Origin of the sequence: Marinilactibacillus sp. 15R, assembly GCF_001895285.1 — a bacterium.
GTDB classification, from domain to species: Bacteria; Bacillota; Bacilli; order Lactobacillales; family Carnobacteriaceae_A; genus Marinilactibacillus; species Marinilactibacillus piezotolerans.
The window spans coordinates 1,851,086-1,869,637 of sequence record NZ_CP017761.1; the positions used below are offsets into that span (position 1 = coordinate 1,851,086).

Annotated in this window: 24 protein-coding genes and 2 tRNA genes; 19 read left to right on the top strand and 7 right to left on the bottom strand. The window is 33.5% G+C overall.

Translation table 11 applies throughout. The annotated features are described in order from the left end of the window. Positions 1-13: 13 nt before the first annotated feature. From BKP56_RS09075 to BKP56_RS09100, 6 genes are all read left to right on the top strand, one after another. Positions 14-886 carry an SDR family oxidoreductase gene (locus BKP56_RS09075; RefSeq protein WP_072694776.1) on the top strand — a complete coding sequence of 291 codons (873 nt, stop codon included), beginning with the start codon at positions 14-16 and terminating at the stop codon, positions 884-886. A gap of 46 nt (positions 887-932) precedes the next feature. Beyond that, positions 933-1,166, top strand: coding sequence for a hypothetical protein (locus tag BKP56_RS09080; protein ID WP_072694777.1), 234 nt, complete (start codon positions 933-935; stop codon positions 1,164-1,166). A gap of 156 nt (positions 1,167-1,322) precedes the next feature. Next, a complete protein-coding gene (gene recX / locus BKP56_RS09085; RefSeq protein ID WP_083540528.1) occupies positions 1,323-2,279 on the top strand; it encodes a recombination regulator RecX in 957 nt (318 codons plus the stop codon). Beyond that, positions 2,272-3,462: an A/G-specific adenine glycosylase gene (mutY, locus tag BKP56_RS09090; RefSeq protein ID WP_072694778.1), complete on the top strand. Its 1,191-nt coding sequence runs from the start codon at positions 2,272-2,274 to the stop codon at positions 3,460-3,462. Before recX ends, mutY begins: the two co-directional genes overlap by 8 nt. 186 nt (positions 3,463-3,648) lie before the next feature. Then, positions 3,649-4,185 (top strand): nucleoside tri-diphosphate phosphatase, encoded by a 537-nt coding sequence (gene ntdP, locus BKP56_RS09095; RefSeq protein ID WP_072694779.1) that lies wholly within the window; start codon positions 3,649-3,651, stop codon positions 4,183-4,185. 121 nt (positions 4,186-4,306) lie between these two features. After that, positions 4,307-5,179: an SGNH/GDSL hydrolase family protein gene (locus tag BKP56_RS09100; protein WP_072694780.1), complete on the top strand. Its 873-nt coding sequence runs from the start codon at positions 4,307-4,309 to the stop codon at positions 5,177-5,179. A gap of 52 nt (positions 5,180-5,231) precedes the next feature. Here BKP56_RS09100 and BKP56_RS09105 read toward each other — a convergent pair whose 3' ends face one another. Further along, entirely contained in the window at positions 5,232-6,332 is a 1,101-nt protein-coding gene (locus BKP56_RS09105; RefSeq protein WP_232226871.1) for an FUSC family protein, read from the bottom strand. 189 nt (positions 6,333-6,521) lie between these two features. Here BKP56_RS09105 and perR point away from each other — a divergent pair, with 189 nt between their 5' ends. From perR to BKP56_RS09130, 5 genes are all read left to right on the top strand, one after another. Next, positions 6,522-6,956, top strand: a complete 435-nt coding sequence (perR, locus tag BKP56_RS09110; protein WP_072696101.1) for a peroxide-responsive transcriptional repressor PerR — start codon at positions 6,522-6,524, stop codon at positions 6,954-6,956. Between the two features lie 98 nt (positions 6,957-7,054). After that, positions 7,055-7,951, top strand: coding sequence for a diacylglycerol/lipid kinase family protein (locus BKP56_RS09115; RefSeq protein ID WP_072694782.1), 897 nt, complete (start codon positions 7,055-7,057; stop codon positions 7,949-7,951). Positions 7,952-8,035: 84 nt separating this feature from the next. Next, a complete protein-coding gene (locus tag BKP56_RS09120) occupies positions 8,036-9,700 on the top strand; it encodes an alpha-amylase family glycosyl hydrolase (RefSeq protein WP_072694783.1) in 1,665 nt (554 codons plus the stop codon). Positions 9,701-9,869: 169 nt separating this feature from the next. Beyond that, positions 9,870-9,942 (top strand) — tRNA-Asn (locus BKP56_RS09125). Positions 9,943-9,951: 9 nt separating this feature from the next. Then, positions 9,952-10,040 (top strand) — tRNA-Ser (locus tag BKP56_RS09130). Between the two features lie 131 nt (positions 10,041-10,171). Here BKP56_RS09130 and BKP56_RS09135 read toward each other — a convergent pair. The 5 genes from BKP56_RS09135 to BKP56_RS09155 form a co-directional block, all read right to left on the bottom strand. Continuing rightward, on the bottom strand, positions 10,172-11,290 hold the full coding sequence (locus BKP56_RS09135; RefSeq protein WP_072694784.1) for a site-specific integrase: 1,119 nt from the start codon (positions 11,288-11,290) through the stop codon (positions 10,172-10,174). Positions 11,291-11,424: 134 nt separating this feature from the next. Next, entirely contained in the window at positions 11,425-12,222 is a 798-nt protein-coding gene (locus BKP56_RS09140) for a DUF1828 domain-containing protein (RefSeq protein ID WP_072694785.1), read from the bottom strand. Between the two features lie 10 nt (positions 12,223-12,232). Continuing rightward, positions 12,233-12,715: a DUF6978 family protein gene (locus tag BKP56_RS09145; RefSeq protein ID WP_156849238.1), complete on the bottom strand. Its 483-nt coding sequence runs from the start codon at positions 12,713-12,715 to the stop codon at positions 12,233-12,235. 37 nt (positions 12,716-12,752) lie between these two features. After that, entirely contained in the window at positions 12,753-13,703 is a 951-nt protein-coding gene (locus tag BKP56_RS09150) for a hypothetical protein (protein ID WP_072694787.1), read from the bottom strand. Between the two features lie 77 nt (positions 13,704-13,780). Next, entirely contained in the window at positions 13,781-14,422 is a 642-nt protein-coding gene (locus tag BKP56_RS09155; protein ID WP_072694788.1) for a LexA family protein, read from the bottom strand. Positions 14,423-14,584: 162 nt separating this feature from the next. Between BKP56_RS09155 and BKP56_RS09160 the strand changes: the two genes are divergently transcribed. From BKP56_RS09160 to BKP56_RS13800, 3 genes are read left to right on the top strand one after another with little or no spacing between them, the layout of a single operon-like run. Beyond that, complete coding sequence (locus tag BKP56_RS09160; protein WP_072694789.1) at positions 14,585-14,833, top strand: helix-turn-helix transcriptional regulator; 249 nt, start codon at positions 14,585-14,587, stop codon at positions 14,831-14,833. Positions 14,834-14,837: 4 nt separating this feature from the next. Further along, a complete protein-coding gene (locus BKP56_RS09165; protein WP_072694790.1) occupies positions 14,838-15,143 on the top strand; it encodes a DUF771 domain-containing protein in 306 nt (101 codons plus the stop codon). A 15-nt stretch (positions 15,144-15,158) separates the two neighbouring features. Then, positions 15,159-15,302: a hypothetical protein gene (locus BKP56_RS13800; RefSeq protein WP_156849239.1), complete on the top strand. Its 144-nt coding sequence runs from the start codon at positions 15,159-15,161 to the stop codon at positions 15,300-15,302. Here the strand turns inward: BKP56_RS13800 and BKP56_RS09170 are convergent. Beyond that, a complete protein-coding gene (locus BKP56_RS09170) occupies positions 15,292-15,519 on the bottom strand; it encodes a hypothetical protein (RefSeq protein WP_072694791.1) in 228 nt (75 codons plus the stop codon). The two genes, BKP56_RS13800 and BKP56_RS09170, sit on opposite strands and share 11 nt — an antisense overlap. Positions 15,520-15,570: 51 nt before the next feature. Here BKP56_RS09170 and BKP56_RS09175 point away from each other — a divergent pair, with 51 nt between their 5' ends. The 5 genes from BKP56_RS09175 (at position 15,571) to BKP56_RS09195 (ending at position 18,546) form a co-directional block, all read left to right on the top strand. Beyond that, a complete protein-coding gene (locus BKP56_RS09175; protein WP_072694792.1) occupies positions 15,571-16,464 on the top strand; it encodes a DUF3102 domain-containing protein in 894 nt (297 codons plus the stop codon). Beyond that, a complete protein-coding gene (locus tag BKP56_RS09180) occupies positions 16,457-16,858 on the top strand; it encodes an ORF6C domain-containing protein (RefSeq protein WP_072694793.1) in 402 nt (133 codons plus the stop codon). The genes BKP56_RS09175 and BKP56_RS09180 overlap by 8 nt, the downstream gene beginning before the upstream one ends. Positions 16,859-16,871: 13 nt before the next feature. Beyond that, positions 16,872-16,994, top strand: coding sequence for a hypothetical protein (locus tag BKP56_RS14135; RefSeq protein ID WP_257786576.1), 123 nt, complete (start codon positions 16,872-16,874; stop codon positions 16,992-16,994). A gap of 261 nt (positions 16,995-17,255) precedes the next feature. Beyond that, positions 17,256-17,792: an NUMOD4 domain-containing protein gene (locus BKP56_RS09190; protein ID WP_072694795.1), complete on the top strand. Its 537-nt coding sequence runs from the start codon at positions 17,256-17,258 to the stop codon at positions 17,790-17,792. 13 nt (positions 17,793-17,805) lie between these two features. Further along, the gene (locus BKP56_RS09195; RefSeq protein ID WP_072694796.1) at positions 17,806-18,546 is read left to right on the top strand and encodes a conserved phage C-terminal domain-containing protein; all 741 of its coding nucleotides are present in this window, start codon (positions 17,806-17,808) and stop codon (positions 18,544-18,546) included. Positions 18,547-18,552 lie beyond the last annotated feature (6 nt).

The following is an 18,552-nucleotide window of genomic DNA, read 5'->3' on the forward strand; positions in this document are numbered from 1 at the left end:
AAAGGGGAACAGTATGACTGAACAAGAAAAAATCAAAACTCAACAACCCAAAAAAGATTACTTGCTAAACGATGATTCAAAAAACTTGAAACGAGAACCGATCATTGAAAATAAAGATTATAAACCAGCAGGAAAGTTAGTTGGTAAGACAGCAATTATTACTGGTGGTGATTCTGGTATTGGTGCAGCAACAGCAATATTATTTGCTAAAGAAGGTGCCAAAGTAGCATTCACATACTACTCTTCAGATGATGATGCTGAGCGTACTGAAAATCGCTTGCAAGAATTAAGTGCTGATGTACTGGTTTTCAAGGGTGACGTCGGGGATGAAGATTTTTCCAAAAAGGTTATTGAAGAGGTTGTCTCTAAATGGGGCAGCATAGATGTTCTGGTTAATCATGCTGGTGAACAGCATTTCCAGGAATCTATTACTAAAATCAGTGCAGAACAAATCGACAGAACATACCGTACAAATATATTTAGTATGTTTTATTTTGTGAAAGCTGCATATCCTCATATGAATGAAAACGGAAGTATAATTAATACTTCCTCAGTTACCGCATATAAAGGGAACCCGAATCTTATGGATTATTCTGGTACAAATGGCGCTATTGTTTCATTTACCCGCTCATTATCCCAGAATACTGAATTTGTCAACAAAAAGATCAGAGCTAATACAGTAGCTCCTGGACCAATCTGGACACCTATGATACCAGCTACCTTTCCAAAAAATGAGCTTGCTACATGGGGTAAGGATGGAGCATTAGGAAGACCAGGTGAAGCTTATGAACTAGCGCCTGCTTACGTATTTCTTGCAAGTGATGATGCCAGTTATGTAACTGGACAAACTATTCATGTCAATGGCGGGGTTATCGTTAATAGCTAAACCTATGACAATGTAATGCTAGGGAATTTGTATAGGAGGGAATTTAATGAGCAAGCAAGATAAAACTTCAAATAATGATTTGAAACGTACTGGTCAACCAGATGTAAGCCCTGATAGACGTGATCCGGCTAGAGATGAAGTGACAAGTCCAGATACCTCAGCGCCCCTGGGGTATATTAAAAATCGACCAGCTAAAGATGGACTGGATAAAGACGATAGAAAAGTTTATGAAAAAGCTAAAGGTGATTCAGTAGGTAACGAAGTAGAAAAGGATTTGTAAATCGTTTTAGTAATGTGATTTACAGAGGAGTTTACCCATTTTGGGTAAACTCTTTTTGTTATTCCTTAATTAAAAATTAGGATATAATATTGTTTATGCGAAAGTATATTCCCTTATGTTATAATAAGTTTAGTCAAAACTTGGAAGGTGAAGTTCATGAAAGATTCGAATAAAAATAAAGAACAAGATGAGCAGTTGATTCGATTAGAACCTAATCAACCAGCAAATTTAACTAAAGAGAACTTAAATGAGCAGTTAAAGAGAGTTGCTAAGATTGACACTGGGGAAAATGATACTGAAGTAGATAAACAAAATACAATAACAAGTATTCAAGCTCAGAAAAGAAAAGGTCGTTATAATATTTTTATTAATGACAAATATGCCTTTCCAGTAGATGAAGAATTGATTATTACCCATATGCTGCATAAAGGGAAAGTATTGTCTCCTGAATTCCAAGAACAGCTTCAAGTAGAAGATGTCTACAGAAAAGCTTATCAGAGAGCTCTTAATTATCTGAGCTACGGTTTGAGATCCGAAAAAGAAGTGCGAGATGACCTTAAAGATAAAGAATTTGAAGAACAAGCTGACGAAGTAGTGGAGCGCTTAATAGGTCAAAAGTTAATAGATGATTTGGAATATGCAAAAAGTTATGTAAGAACCTCTGCTAATTTTAATAGTAAAGGACCATCGAATATTAAAAATGAACTCGGCAAACGCGGCATTAATAAGGACCAGATAGAAGTAGCCATGTATGAGTATTCTTTTGATGATCAATTTGCAAATGCAATGTCATTGGCAGAGAAGTCTTGGAAAAAATCTAGACTTAAATCACAACGTGAAGCTGTCCAGAAAACAAAACAGTTTCTTATGCAAAAAGGCTACAGTATGGATATTATTCAAGATGTTATAAATGAATTGGATACAGAAAAATCAGAAGATGAGGAATATGAAGCACTAGTTAAGCAAGGTGAACAAGCCTGGAGAAGATATTCTTCTAAATTTAGTGGATATAACTTGGTTCAAAAAACAAAATCAAGTTTGTATCAAAAAGGATATCCTTCAGAGTTGATTAAAAGATTTATAGAAATGAAGGAAGAAGAGACTGATGAATAAAAAGCTATCAAGAAAAGAACTGAAAGATAAATACGATATAGATATGTGGTCAGAGGATAAAATTGCTTTATTTCAAACTACTTTACTAAAATGGTATGATCAGGAAAAAAGAGATTTACCATGGCGGAGAACATCAGATCCATATAAAATTTGGATATCGGAAATTATGCTGCAACAGACGAGAGTAGATACCGTCATTGCTTATTATATAAATTTTTTAGAGACTTTTCCCGATATAAATCATTTAGCTGAAGCAGATGATGACATTTTACTCAAAGTTTGGGAAGGGCTTGGTTATTACTCCAGAGTGAGAAATATGAAAGAAGCAGCTATTCAAGTTGTTACTCATTACAATGGAATATTTCCGAATAGTTACGAAGAGATCAAGAAGTTAAAAGGTATTGGTCCTTATACTGCAGGGGCGGTATCTAGTATAGCTTTCCAACAGGCCGAGCCAGCAGTGGATGGAAATTTAATGCGGGTTTTAAGCCGTTTGTTTGAAATAGATGTCGATATTGCAAAACCTGCCAGTAGAAAAGTTTTTGAAGCTGTCATGTATCATATCATTGATCAAAATCGTCCTGGAGATTTCAATCAGGCACTAATGGATTTGGGTGCCACGATTTGTACACCGAAAAATTATGATCCTTCTATAAGTCCAGTGAAAGAATTCAACGCTTCCTATATAAATGAGACTTATTTAAATTATCCGATAAAAAGCAAAAAGAAAAAGAAAAAAATCGTTAATTATTTTGCTATACTCATTCAAAATGACAAAGGTGAATATTTACTTGAAAAGCGGCATGAAGATAGGCTATTAGCTAATATGTGGACTTTTCCTTTAATTGAAGAACAAGTGAGCAGTCAAGATTCTGGATGGAAATCATTCGAAGATTCTGATCTTTACGAGCTGAATGATGTAAAACAAGATTTACTTATCAAATATGTGAAACAGAAGTATGGTTTAAATATTAATTTAGACAAACAGTCCAGCGGAAGGATTTCTCATGTATTTACTCATTTACACTGGAATATTTATGCTTATAGAGCAAACGCCAGAAATTCAATTGAAGCCATTCCGTCTAACTGCGAATGGGTGAATGAAACTAAATTTGATGAGTACGTTTTTCCGGTACTACAACAAAAAATCTGGAAATCTAGTCAGGAAATCACTTTACTCTAAAATCTAGCAACTGTTTTACTGATGATTTAACCAATTTTACAATCATTCATTATTCTTGAACAAAAAGGGAACTAACATTTTCCTACGGATAATATCGGTATTATGATATAATACATGATGAGATGAATGAAAAGTGAGATGATTTATTATTTCAACTCACTTATTTTAAGAAAGTTGGTACAGTAGATGCAGTTTCCAAAAGAAGGAGATTTCATCACAATTAAAAGCTATAAGCATGATGGAAGTTTGCATCGAACTTGGCGAGATACGATGGTCTTAAAAACTACTGATCATTCACTGATTGGTTGTAACGATCATACTCTAGTCATTGAATCTGATGGTAGAAGATGGAGAACAAGAGAACCGGCACTAGTTTATTTTCATAAACACTACTGGTTTAATATCGTGACCATGATTCGTCAAAAAGGAACTTCGTATTATTGTAATATGGCTTCACCATTTTTGATTGATGAAGAAGGTGCAAAGTATATTGATTATGATCTGGATGTCAAAGTTTTTCCTGATGGAGAAAAAAGACTTCTAGATGTCGATGAATATGAAGAGCATGGTAAAAAATGGGATTATCCAGAGGAAGTAGATCTTATCCTGAAAGAACATATTAAAATATTAGTAGATTGGATCCGAGAAGAAAAAGGTCCTTTTTCAGAGGGATATGTTGATATGTGGTATGATCGATACAAACAACTTACTGGAAAAAAATAATAGTTGTGATGAAGTAGAATGTAAAAGCAGTAAAAGTCTTTGTATAGAATCTTTTACTGCTTTTTTTACTATTAAAATATACCCAGCTGTGATATGATTTTTTTAGAATCTGTTTGAAAGGATGTTAACATGTGAAAAAAATATTTTTATTACAATCGTTTTAATGACTATGTCTTTACTCGTCATTGTTTTTGGAAGAGGGTACGCTTCCGATCAAGAAGAAAAAATGCTAAGAGAGAGTCAGAATGGAAACAGCAGAGGAGACTTAGCATCTCAAAAAGTTATTGCAGACAAAAACGTATCATCTGATACAGATACATTATCATCAGAAGAACAATTAGAAATATATGAAGAGCAGATTGAATCACTTTCAGCAATTGAAAGAATTGATTACCAGACATTGGTACATAAACCCGCAGTATTGACTTATTATGGAGATGCGGATTCATCCTCAGACTGGTATGCGGCATTGAATAATTATATTAATGAAAATACAGGCGAATTAACAGTTGAAAACATTACATATCCTGAATATGACACATATGAACTCTATATTGAACAAACCACGTCTAATGTACTGGCTGTCAAACCAGACATTATACTCTTTCGTATGCCGGCACTAGCAGATAAAGCTAGAGATATTGGACTTTCAGAAACAAATGATTATTTATCAAATATATTAACTACATTAACTGATGACCTTCCTGATTCAGAAATTATTTTAGTTGAACCAGAACCAGAAATTTCTGAAATCAATAATTTGAACTCAAGATCATTGGATTATAGAGATTACATGAACGAAATGGAAGAAGTAGCTAGTGAATTAGGTATCCAAGTAATAGCAATACATGAGCAATTTATCACGATTGCAGAAGAAGAAGGATATGAATTAACAGCATTATATACAGAAGACGAATTTGATTTAAATGAAGAAGGTTTAAATGTTTTACAGCAAGCAATTGAAAGAGGAGTAACGACTAAATTAGAAGAATAAAAAAAGTGGAAGGAATCCTATATTCCTTCCACTTTTTTGTATGAATTTTAAGCTAATGTAATTCTTTTATTTCAGAGCTTTTTTCGTTATGATTTTTTTTGAAACTGCTCACTAATCTATTTAAATGCTGTAAACTTTCTTCATAATCAAGAACAGAAGACATTATATGAATCACTGCATTACTTTGACCATACTCATTCTGTAGATAAGATTCTAAGTTAGCTTCATTAAAAAAGGAATCCATGAATGATTTTCTTAGACTTGATTTATGAGTAATAAAGTTGACTTCTTCGGGTAAGACTCGGCCATTCCACTTTAATATAATTTGTTCATGTGCTGACATTAATGTTTCTAGACGTTCTATCAGAAGATGCCTGAGTTCTTGCGGGAAATGATTATACACATTCTCGGCCTGATGCAGAGTTTCGACAAGATTATAAGCCGTTTCAGTTGTATGAATAAATTGTCTGTATACAACGATCAGTCTTGCGTATGAATATTCGGAAGATCTGAAAAATTTCCTTAAATCTCCGTCGATTAAATGACCAAGATAAACCTTCATTTTAGCGATACTTTTTTCAAGATTTGCTAAATCTTTACGCATCATGGGATACTGAATGTTCTTTCTTAAACTTGCTCTTATAAAGCGAGTCAAGTCGTCAGTTACTTGATTATTCAGATGGAAAAGTTTTTCATCATATTTTGGTGGAAGTAAGATTCCATTGATAACAAAGGAAGAAACTACACCGAATATGGTTGCTAGAACTCTAAGGGAGGCGTTGATGACAATTGGATAGTCTGTTGACATCATAATAACGATCAAAGTAATAGTAGATAAGACAATCACATTATTTAGTTTGAATTGATGTAAAATAGCAATTAATACAGCAGAAGCAATACTGATCATAAAATAAGAATTTCCAAAAAGAAGTACGGTGATTACTGCAACAATACCACCGATTGTATTTGCCATAACTCTATCCTTTAAAGTCTGAAAGGATTTCTTTACTGATGGTTGCAAGGAAGCTACTGCCGAAATACCTGCTAATGGAAGTCCATCGGGCATATTAAAAAATGCTGGAATACTTAAAGCTAAAAAAATAGATAATCCCGATTTGAATGTTCTTGCGCCAATTTTCATAATTAATTTCACTGCCTTCGATAGAATAAATAATATTGTAAATAGATGAATGATATAATAGTATAGCAATTAACACAATATCTCAAAGGTTATTTCAATATTTTTTCATTTTCTTGCAATGAACTAGATAAGAAGGTATCATAATAATTGAAAAATACTTTAATTGAAGAAATTCATTCGATCAAAAAGGGATTGATAAGCATGAGTTATTTGGTAGATCAGTCTATTGAACGTTTAAAATATAATAATGTCCGTATTACACCTCAAAGACATGCTATATTGGAATATCTAATTGATAAAGATACTCATCCAACTGCAGATGATGTTTATCAAGCATTAGAAAGTAGATTTCCCAGCATGAGTGTAGCTACTGTTTATAATAATTTAAGATTGTTTATTGAGTTGGGGCTAGTTAAAGAAATGAAATATGGAGACTCTTCAAGTAGGTTTGATTTTTCTTCAACTGAACACTATCATGCAATTTGTACAGAATGTGGGAAGATCGAAGATATTTATTACCCTGGTTTGGATGATGTAGAAGTTGTAGCTAGTAATCTCACAGGTTTTGAGGTAACTTCTCATCGTTTAGAGATTTACGGTTTGTGTCCGGATTGTCAAAAAAATAGTAAGCTTTAAGACTATATGGATATAATTCATATAGTCTTTTATTTATGTGGTAACTTATAAGTATAGTATACTGATAGCATGTAATTTTTGAAAAGAGGTTAATCATAATGAAAGATATAATGATCATTGCAAATCCGTCATCTGGAAAAAAACAAGCCGAAGAGTACGCAATGAGAGCTAAGTACTTATTCGAAGATAATCAAAGGCAAGCCGATGTCAGAATTACAGAATGCGAAGAAGATATTGAAAAGTATGTAAAAGAAGCGTGTAAAGAAAAATATGATACCTTGATTCTCTTAGGTGGAGATGGGACCGTTTCTAAGTCTGGAGAATCGTTAAAAGATGAAAAGTACAGACCAAAAATAGGAATTATTCCAACAGGTACAATCAATAATATCGCCAGAGGACTAGGAATATCAACTAATATCGATCAAGCAGTAGAAGACCTTGTAAACTGTAAAGAGCAAATCACTGATGTTGGAATGATAAATGACAGACTTTTTCTAAGTTCAATTTCTGCCGGATCGATTCCAGAAACTGTCTGGGAAGTTTCAAAAGATCAAAAAGAAAAATTAGGGCCACTCGCTTACTTTATAGAAGGATTTAAATCTTTAAGAGAGGAAGAAATTTATTCTATTGATATGAGTTTAGATGGTAAAAAAATGAAATTTGATTTAACTCTATTGGTAATTGGACTATCCAACTCTGTAGCTGGGATTCCTATTTTTTTTAATGTAGCAGCTTATGATGATGGTTATTTATATTTATTTGGATTAAAAGAATCGACTTTAGGAGAAAAGATTTCTGTTATGACATCATTACTGAATGATAATGAAACGTTGTCTGATGAGAATAATAAAGGGTTTGTCATCCCCTTCAAAGAAGGAAGTTTTAAGAGTGATCATAATCTAAACGTTGCATTAGATGGAGAAAAAGGCCCATGCTTTCCTTTTGATATCAAGATTCTTCCAGCTTTTCTTACGTTTTTAGTACCTGTTAATTAAGTTATTAAAAGTAAGCAAATGATTAGTGAATGAGTTTCCCGCTTGCTATACTATAAATATCTTAGTTTGAAAGTGAGATTTATTATGCAGAATTCTAAATGGTGGGAAGAGGCAATTATTTATCAAATTTACCCTCGAAGTTTTAAAGATTCAAATAATGATGGAATAGGTGATCTGAAAGGTATTATCCAGAAATTAGATTATGTTAAAAATCTTGGTGTAAATACCTTATGGTTAAATCCATTTATTTCTTCAAATCAAATAGATAATGGATATGATGTTACTGATTATAATACAGTTGATCCGTTATTTGGCTTTGAAGAAGATTTTGATGAATTTGTAAAGGAAGCAAAGAAGCGTGATTTCAAACTTATTTACGATTTACCTCTTAATCATACTTCCATGAATCACAAATGGTTCAGAGAAGCTCTAAAAGGTAGAGATAATCCCTATCGTAATTATTATATTTGGCAAGATTCTCTTGAAGGAGGGATTTATCCCAATAACTGGACAGCTGCGTTTGGTGGTCCAGCATGGTCTAAAGAATTAAATGGTGACCAGTATTTTATGCACATCTTTAAAAAAGAAATGCCTGAAGTGAACTGGAGCCACGAACCACTCCGTAAGGAAATGGCAAATATTATTAATTATTGGATAGAAAAAGGAATAGATGGTTTTCGATTGGATGCTTTTATTTATCTTGATGTAGATAAACACTTTCCTGATCAGTCTGAAAGTGAAACAGCTCAAAATGTTATTGAGTATGGTAAAGATTTGAGAGGTTACCCTTCAGAATTGAATAGTAACATAAATAAGATTAAGAAAAACATTTATCTCATAGGGGAAGCAACGAGTGCTGATGCTGAAAAAACTGCTTACTATACAGATGAGCAGATACTTGACAAAGTTATATCGTTACAACATTTTACAGATAAAGATGAGTATAAAACCGATAAATTACCTTTTGATAACCAACATGTTTCACTTGATTTAACTCAATTCAAAAAAGTTCAAAAACAATTCCAAGATAAATCATCTGCAAAAGGTGGTCCTGTGCTATTCTGGAATAATCATGATAGGCCTAGGGCACCGCAAAAATATGGTGATACGGAGAAATATCGTTCACAAACCGCGAAGATGATGGCTACTTTATTATATCTCCAAAAAGGGACTCCAATTATTTATTATGGTGAAGAGATCGGAATGAATAATTCTTGGTTCAAAGATCCAACAAACATTTCAGATAATAGTGCTATGCGTTTTTATAATGCTGCAGATAAACTTGGATGGTCACATGATAAAATTATGATGAACTTAAATTTGACTACTCGAGATGCAGGGAGAGGCATTATGCAGTGGGACGATAGTGATAGAGTCGGTTTTACAAAAAATGCAGCACCATGGACGATATTTAAGAGAGAAAGTCACTATAATGTTAAAGATCAAGTGAATTATCAAGATAGTATACTTAATTATTACAAACAATTAATTGAAGTGAAAAAAACTGATTTATTTATGAAAGGCCAGTGGCAGCTGATAGATACTAAAGAGACAGTTTATATGTATGAAAGAACATATGAAGATGCAAAAGGGATAGTTTGCTGTAATTTTTCAGATGAAGTAGAGATTGTGGATATTCCAGAAGACTATACAATCAAAAACAATATTTTATCAACTCATGAACCACAAATAAATCATCATCAGCTGGAATTATTACCTTACAGCGCTTTTGTATTTGTGACAAAATAAATTTTAAAACTAGTCTTGACGAATGAATACTTAGTATTCATTCGTCAGGACTTTTCTGGTTCTGTAATGAATATTCTTATGTATCAAGGCATTGATAATCAATTAATGTAAAAAATATTGACTTTTTAAGTTTTTGAAGATATACTAATGAAGTTGTTAATATCATAATTCCGCAATAGCTCAGTTGGTAGAGCGCGCGACTGTTAATCGCGTTGTCGCAGGTTCGAGCCCTGCTTGCGGAGTTTTGTTTTGGAGAATTGTCCGAGTGGCTTAAGGAGCACGCTTGGAAAGCGTGTATACGGGTTAAACCGTATCGAGGGTTCGAATCCCTCATTCTCCTTTTGGGGTATAAAATAGAAAAGTTTGAGAGAGATAAAAAAGTCTTGTAAACGTTGATATGTTAACGTTTATGAGCTTTTTTTGTATAGTAAGAAAGCAAGAGAATATTAGAGAATATTCAATGTTTGTGCATTAATTGTGCACTGATTGTGCATTATAAAGCTCGTTCATCATTGAGTCTACTTCTGTCGATTCTCGTTGATCCATCTCATCAAGGATGTGTCCATAAGTCTGATAAGTGATCATTATTGAAGAATGGCCAAGACGTTTAGATATATATTTAATATTTACTTTTCTATAAATTAATAGAGAACAGTGGGTATGCCTTAGTGAATGAAAAGTGATTTCATTAATTCCAGAACGTTTACAAGCTCTTTTAAGTGATTTGTTCACCGCATTATTCGTTACGTGATTCATGTGCTTATCCAAAAACACATATTTACTACCATTAATCTGAGTGGCTAGTTTGTATTCTTTAAGCAGATTCAAAGTATCATCATCTATAGAGATAACTCTCTTAGAAGAAGGGGTCTTTGTATCTTGTAGTTGTTTTGTTTCTGAGTAGTCAAAGGTTTTAGTCACTCGTAATGTTTTGTCTTTAAAGTTAATGTCTTTCCAAGATAAACCTAACACTTCAGAAAATCTCAAACCGGTTGCAAGTCCCACCAAAATCAAGTAACGTGACTGCCATTTAGGATTGATACCATTTTTAACTTCTTTTATTAACTTGATAACTTCATCCTGATTAATGAACTTCGTTTCCTCTTTACGTCCAGCAGCAGTTCCTTTAGGAGAGATTTTTCTTGTAGGATCCTTATGAATGACACCTTCCTCTAATGCATCCAATAAACACGCTTTAGTATAAATGTGAACCTTTCTGACTGAAGCAGTAGCTCGTCCATTTCCATACCAATTAATAAATGCTTGATACATATTTCGATCGATATCTTTCATTTTTGTATGCTTGAAAAACTTCTTTGCAGTATTTATGGAGAGCTGAATATCTTTATTATTCTTTTTACTATGCTTGTCTTTTTTGAAAAGGTGATACCAGTTTTCAAAATATTCAATAAACTCTGAATTGTCATTTATCTTTTTGCCCTGATGAAGTAGGTTTTCTACTTTCAAAGCGGCTAATTGTGCTTCCTTTTTCGTAGAAAAGCCGTTCGCACTCTTTTTCTTATACTCACCATTCTCTTTATAGGCTACTCGATATTGCCATCCACTTTTTAATTTCTTAAAACTAGCCATGTAAAACGCTCCTTTATTATGCTAATATATATTTATAGGTACACTAAATAGCGCAGCAATTTTGCTGAGTTTTTGCGTGTATGCTTTTTATGGAACACACCTTTCTACTTTGGCGAGTGGGGGAGGTGTGTTTTTTATTTATTATTCTTTAATAAATCAATATTTTTATCGATCTCTGAAAATAGCAAAGTAGTAACTGGAACATTCAATTCTTCGTAAACGGCATTTATATCAGATTTTCGAGCAATATCATTAGATAAATCGTCGTAAATAGCATAAAATTCTGCTTTAGTATCGTAATTTAATAATGTGATGTTTGCGGCAATTATTTTAGTGTAATCTAAATTATTCGGAGCAGATATAGCTTGAATATACTTTTCTTTCTTACCGTTTAAAGAAGGGATACTAAAGTCGAACTTTATTGTAAAACCTCTTTTTCCCTCTATAGGTGTACCTCTACCATGAAAAATTTCGTATTTATTCAGCTTTTCTTCAATATCTTCTCTAAAAGTAGATGGGTTGGTGTCATTTCTCATAAACAATAGATCGTTCGTCCTTAGTATAGCTTGAAGAAGACGATGTTTTGCAATAGGGAATTTATCAAAAGAAACATCAATATATATCTCTTTAGTTAAAGTATTATAGTCTACTGCAAAATCTGAAGCGATTTGAATAAGCATTTTTTCTCTTTTTTTCGAACGCTTATCAATCGTAAAACCGTAATTGCTTAGGTTCCTAACTGTCCATCCGTCATCTGTAATTCTTATTAAGTTCTTGTTCCCGGCAACTTTTTCGGCATATAATATAATTTCGTCAGAGACATTATCTAAAAAAGGAGTATCTATTCTTACAATACCGTTTTCTATGGTTTCATATTCCATGTTATGGGAAATCCACTTTACATATTCTTTCTTTAAATCTGTTGCTAGCATATCTTACACCTCATTTCGTCTTTTCCTTGATGTTAGTATAACAAATAAAAGCTTCGAACGCGTCCAGTATTGTATCTACATTAGGAAAATTAGCTTCTTTCAAAGTAACGACTTCCTTATTTGTTTGATTAAAAGGGTCTGAAATAAAATGAACATGAGGCTCGTTTAACCTAGTGCCGTCTGGATATCTATGACCGCCACCGATGTCTACTCTAATTAAATGGATATTATTTTCTTTAAAGCGTAAGTGGATGCTATACCGATTAATATCTCTAGGTCCTCTGATAATTACTAATTTATACTCAATATCATCAGCTATCCCGATTACTCTTTCGTCTACGTCAACTGATCCGATTAAGCTAGAAACTTCTTGACTAATGTCATTGAGAATAAATAATTTTGTTGGTTGTTTTAAAGATTTGATTAGTTTATCTATGTTCTTATCTGAAAACATATAATCCAACTTTCTATTTAACTTTATGTACCCCATCATTCTACTTTGGCGAGTGGGGGAGGTGTGATTTTATTTATTATTCGGATTTTAAGAAAAACATTTGATTAAATCTCACTAAAGGTTTATCTCCGACGTCTACTAGGCCGACTATATTACCTTCAGCTTCTCCATTATTATACAGCTCAACATCTAATTCGTCTGGAAGCACCACAGAAACTGATGAATATGAAGCACCTGATTCTGATATATAATCAAATTCATTACTCATGAAACTAGTTTTGAGATCTTCTGATGTCGCATTCAAAAGTTTTAGTTTAACTCTGTTAATAATATATTCTTTACCTTCTGGAGCAGGATCATTAAACTGATTCTCGTTAATAATTATATTCCAAGCTTCTTCACCGCGGATAGTATCAACAATATTCATTTCCAAATCAGCTTCGAATTCAGCATAATTTGCATCATAATCTGTAAAAGTTCCATGCATGTACAGTATTTCTTCATAAGGAACTGGATTACTTCTTTGACCTAATTCTGATGAACTGCCACTTGTGCTATCAGTCGAAGTTTGACTATCGTCTTCAACTTCTTCTATATTCGCATCTGGATTAGGTTCATAAAACATAGTATAGACATAGTTTAGGTCATTGACATTAATATTAGTATCACCAAAAGATATCGAATCATCAGTAGTGAAGTCTAACTGAGCACTTCTATCGCCGCCGTTAGAATAATATTCCCAATTTCCATCAGCGTCTACAGACAGTTCATCTATCACAGCTCCATCGTAAATAACATAAACACTTTCAAACCCCTCTGCAGTACCTGTAATATCTACATAATTTTGCTCATTTCCAGGAATTGTTTCTCCTGATACGCCAGAAGTAAAAGTGATATTTTCTTGTTCAGTTTCTTGAGTTACTTCTTGAATTTCTGTTTTTTCTGTATTATCTACATCAGTAGCGTCATCTCCACAAGCCATTAGCACTAAACTATACAAACTAAGTAAAGCTAATTTACTCTTCATACTATTCCTCCATTATGATAATATAATATTGGTAGTAAGTTCCGGCGAAATCTGTTAGTGGCAGATTTCGTCTTTTTTTATAGTTCGGTTTCAACTCTAAGAGCTTTACCAACAATACGTGCAGGGTTATCTTGTGTGATTATATAAGGCGAGTAGCTTTCGTTTAGTGCGACTAATAAAATAGTTTCGCCTTGTTTGATTACTTTTTTCAAAGTAGTCTCCTGATCTCCATTTACAAGTACAGCAGCGATTTCCCCAGTTTCTACATCTTCTTGTTTTCTACATAAAACATAAGATCCATTTGCAATTTTCGGCTCCATGCTATCACCTTGAGCTTCTAAATAGAATAATTCTCCAGAAGGCATTGATTCTCTAAGCAAAGAACGATATTCAGATACATTCTCTATAGCATCAATCGGTTCACCGCAAGCAATAGTTCCTAATACAGGGATTTTAACCATTTCTTTCACTTCAATCATATTAGGGGCAATAGGAGTATGTACTGTTAAATCCGTTCTCATTAAATCGTTTACGGAGATATTAAAGCGTTCAGCTAGTTGATTTAAAGTTCCAATTCTAGGTACAAATTTCCCTCTTTCCCAATCGCTTACTGTTGATCCACTCTTTTTTCCTAATTCCTCAGCTAACTCTTGTTGTTCTAAATTAAATTTATTTCTAAGGTATTTTAAATTACTTGCAAAAAAATATTCTTCAGTCATCTTGGCACCTCTTAAAATAGTTTCTACATCTAATATACAGGAATAACCCAAATAAAACAATCTAAAACCAAAATAAAATTGGGTTAAACCCAAATAAAACTCTCGACTCGGGTAATACCCGAATGTATACTGAGTACAAGTTAAAGAAAAAGAGGTGATCAAATGGTTCTAGAAGAAAAATATACAATAAAGCAGCTACGCGGTTTAAGAGGCATGACTCAAGCTGAATTAGCCAAGAAGGTAGGGGTTACCGAAAATACTATAGGTGAATACGAGTCTAAACCAGGTAGAATAAAAAATGCTAAATATTCAACTATTGAACGACTAGCTCATGCTTTACAAGTAGATATTGGAGATATTTTTTTAGACACCACTCGGGTTAAACCCGAATCGATTAAACAGGAGGTATAAAATCATGTTACAAGTATTAGAAGCTCGCATTTCAATTCCAGAAGGTTACGTTTTGATCAAGCAAGAAATACTGGACAAATCTTTTGAGGAAAGTTTGTTAGGTCGTTACTGGGAGATGAAAGACTTATCCGAAAGAACCGGTAAAAGTCCTCAGACTTTAAAAGAGAAAATCCTATATCCATATAGGGAAGAATTGGACGTTAAAAGAGGGGGCTTTGTTAAATACCCAGAAGGTAAGGGTACTCCATGGAGATTCGGAGCAATGCAAATGGCTAAGTGGTTAGAAGAGAATCTTGAGTCAATCATATAGAAGGAGGTGGATAATATGAAAAAAGTTATATTCACAGCAATCGCCCTTACTGCTATTGGGGTAGCAGTAAAGGCGAAAAATAAAGCAGATAGATTAGAAACAAAGCTTTTAGAAATCGAAGATAAGGTTTCTAACCTAACGTTAAAAATTAATCAGTAAAACGAATCATATTGTTTGGCAAGACTTGAACTTTGTATCCATTTGACTCTGCTTCTTTTACTATCTCATCAATAGACATTTCAAATTCATCTGCATTTATAGTAGCAGATCTATTCTCTTTAAATGTCTTAGCTTTGAAGTTTGCAAGCAATACTTGATCAAGATCTTTCCAGTTTTTCTTAGACGTGCCGTTGGGCGGCATTTGACTTAAACCCATAACTATCACCTCCTTCCTAATAGGAGTATACCAAAAGAAAGGAGTTTATAAATGACAGAATATGAATTAACAAAAGATTTAAATCAAATTACTGCAGAAATAAACAGCTACAAACAGATTGCTGGTCAATCTATATGGGAAATTGGCAGGAGACTGAATTTTGTTAAACAAAATGATTTAGTTCATGGAGAATTTATGGCTTGGATTGAATCGCTTGGTATTGAATACACATTTGCAAAAAGATCTATGAAGATTGCTAATGAATTTTCAAATAGTGCAACGGTTCCCAATTTGAGCAATACAGCTTTATACCTCATCACTACTCTTCCAGAAGAAGAGAAGCAAAAACAAATACAAAAAGCAGCAGATGGAGATTCACCTACTGTAAGGGAATTAAGGAAGCTGAGACAAGAGTTAAAAGAAAAAGATGAGAGTATACATCGCTTAAAGAAACAGCCGCCTGAAGTGAAAGAAGTGATCAAAGAAATTAAGCCACATGACTACGAAGGCCTCAAATCAGACAATGAGCAATTAAGTGGAGCGCTCAGAAAAGTTCGTGAGGAATTGGATGCACATAAGAGCAGGAAAGAGTTTATTGAGAAGCAATATAACGAATTGCTACAGAGTCGTGAAGCAGTAGAAAAAGACTCAAAGGAATACAACGAATTGAAAGCTGCTATTGAAAGAATGCAAGGGAAGATGAATAAGGAGCAACAAAAGATTGCAGCTTATTCTAATGTAGCTGAATCAGTTAAGAAAGGGAATGAGTTACTGGACCATATAGCTGGTCTTGTCTATGTAGATGACTTGGTTCTTTTGAAAGACAGTGACCGAGTAAATGAAGAAGTGACTAAGCTAGTCAGAAGAGTTGAAAAATGGACCACTGATATGAATAAGACATTGAATCAAGCAAACATTATAGAAGGGGAGATTATTCATGAGTAATGAAATCGTTGGCCGAAGTATTGATAGAGAAATTGATCAACAGCAAGGCGATATTATCTTGGAGTTGCTCAATGACAGAGTGAATAAACACAATGATCGTATTTCTGCATTAGAAGATACTATGCGAGTCAATTCTGTCCAGGAACGCAGTTTATATAGAGCGAAGTGTAAAAATCTAATTAGTTTAATGGGTGGCGATAATAGCAAAGCTTATAAAAACAAAAAAGTAAGTGGGAAAGTATTCAGTCAGTTTCATAGAGATTATAAAAATAAGTTTATGGTTCCAGTAATCGCAGAAATACCAGCTAAGGATTTTGATGAAGCGATGGATTATTCAATTAATTGGAAACCTGACTATGATTTGAAAACATTGATAGAAGAAACTAACAAATAGGGAGTGGATGAAATTGATAGAGATGATAGATAAAATTTTAATGCTTGGATCAATAGTCTTGTTTGCCATTTCACTTCATATAAAAGAGAAAGGATTGAGAGTTGATGAAGAAGATAGAAAAGTGGGCAGAAAGTAATATATGGTTTCTATTAACTTTGCTGATCACATTAATTTTAATTATTGCATCTCATGATATAGCAAATCATAGACGTATTCTCTTTGGCTACAAACCAACTTGGGGAGGAGAAATATGCTTCTTGGTAATTCCAGTATTTCATTTAATGTTTCAATCAGAAAAAGACAAATAAAAAAAGTCTAACGCAGCAACGTCAGACTCAAAAGAAATAATGTAAATAGACTATAGCACAAAAATCATCTAAGCGCTAGGAGTGTACAAATGGAAAAATGGAAACCGATTCTAGGATATGAGGGTATATATGAAGTTAGTAATAAAGGGAAAGTAAGAAGTTCTAAAGATAAAACGACAAGCTCAGTATTAAGAGGCGAGAGAAAGTGGAAACAGAGAATACTTCGATTAAAAACAGATAAAAATGGATATAAAAGAGTAACTCTTTGGAAAAATAAAACACGCAAAGACTTTTTAGTTCATCGGCTAGTTGCTCTAACTTTTATCACGGAAGTTAACGGTAAAAATAACATAAATCATATAGATGGTAATCCTTCAAATAATTATGTTGAAAATCTTGAATGGTGCAATCACAAAGAAAATCTAATTCACGCATTTAAAAAAGGATTAAATAAATCTCCAGATCCTATAGTTTTATTAAACATTAATACTCACGAAACAAAGTACTTTTACAGCAAAGCAGAAGCAAGCAGATTTTTAAACAGAAATCATGGATTTATAAGCAGACTGGTCAAAGAAGGATTATCAGAAGTTGACGAATACATGATATTCGTCAAACCGTTTTAAGGAGATGTAACATATGGCAATTAGAAGAGCAAAAAGAAAGACTAATTTTACGATTATCAGCAATGTAGGGCTAAGAGATTCGAGTCTGTCTCTTAAAGCAAAAGGTTTACTAGCTTATATGTTATCACTACCAGACGACTGGGTGTTCTACGAGACAGAATTAGTTAAACATTCTATTGATGGTAAAGCAAGTGTACGTTCAGGGCTGAGAGAATTAGAAGGAAATGGGTATTTAATCAAGCAACAGGAGCGATCATCGGACGGTAAATTTCAGAATGTAGACTGGGTTTTACATGATGAACCGTGGACCGATTTTCGGTCGACGGATAAACGGTCCACGGAAGAACCGACGACGGATAAACGGTCGACCGAAAATCAGCCACTACTAAATACTGATAGTACTAAAGACTTAAATATACCAAATACTGACAATACAAAAGATATTATGTCTGGCAAGCCAAACGATGCATCCATTCCCTATCAGGAGATTATCACATATCTTAACGAAAAGGCTAATCGAAACTACAAAGATACAACACCTAAAACAAGAAACCTAATTAAAGCAAGATGGAAAGAAGGCTTTAGCTTAGAGGACTTCAAAACTGTTGTTGATAATCAAGTGTCGGAATGGCAAAAAGATAAATATTGGAACAAGTTTTTAAGACCTGAGACACTATTCGGCACCAAGTTTGAAGGATATCTAAACAAACCGAAACAAAAGGCTCCAGGAGTTAAAACAAGAAAATGGGAGTGATAAACA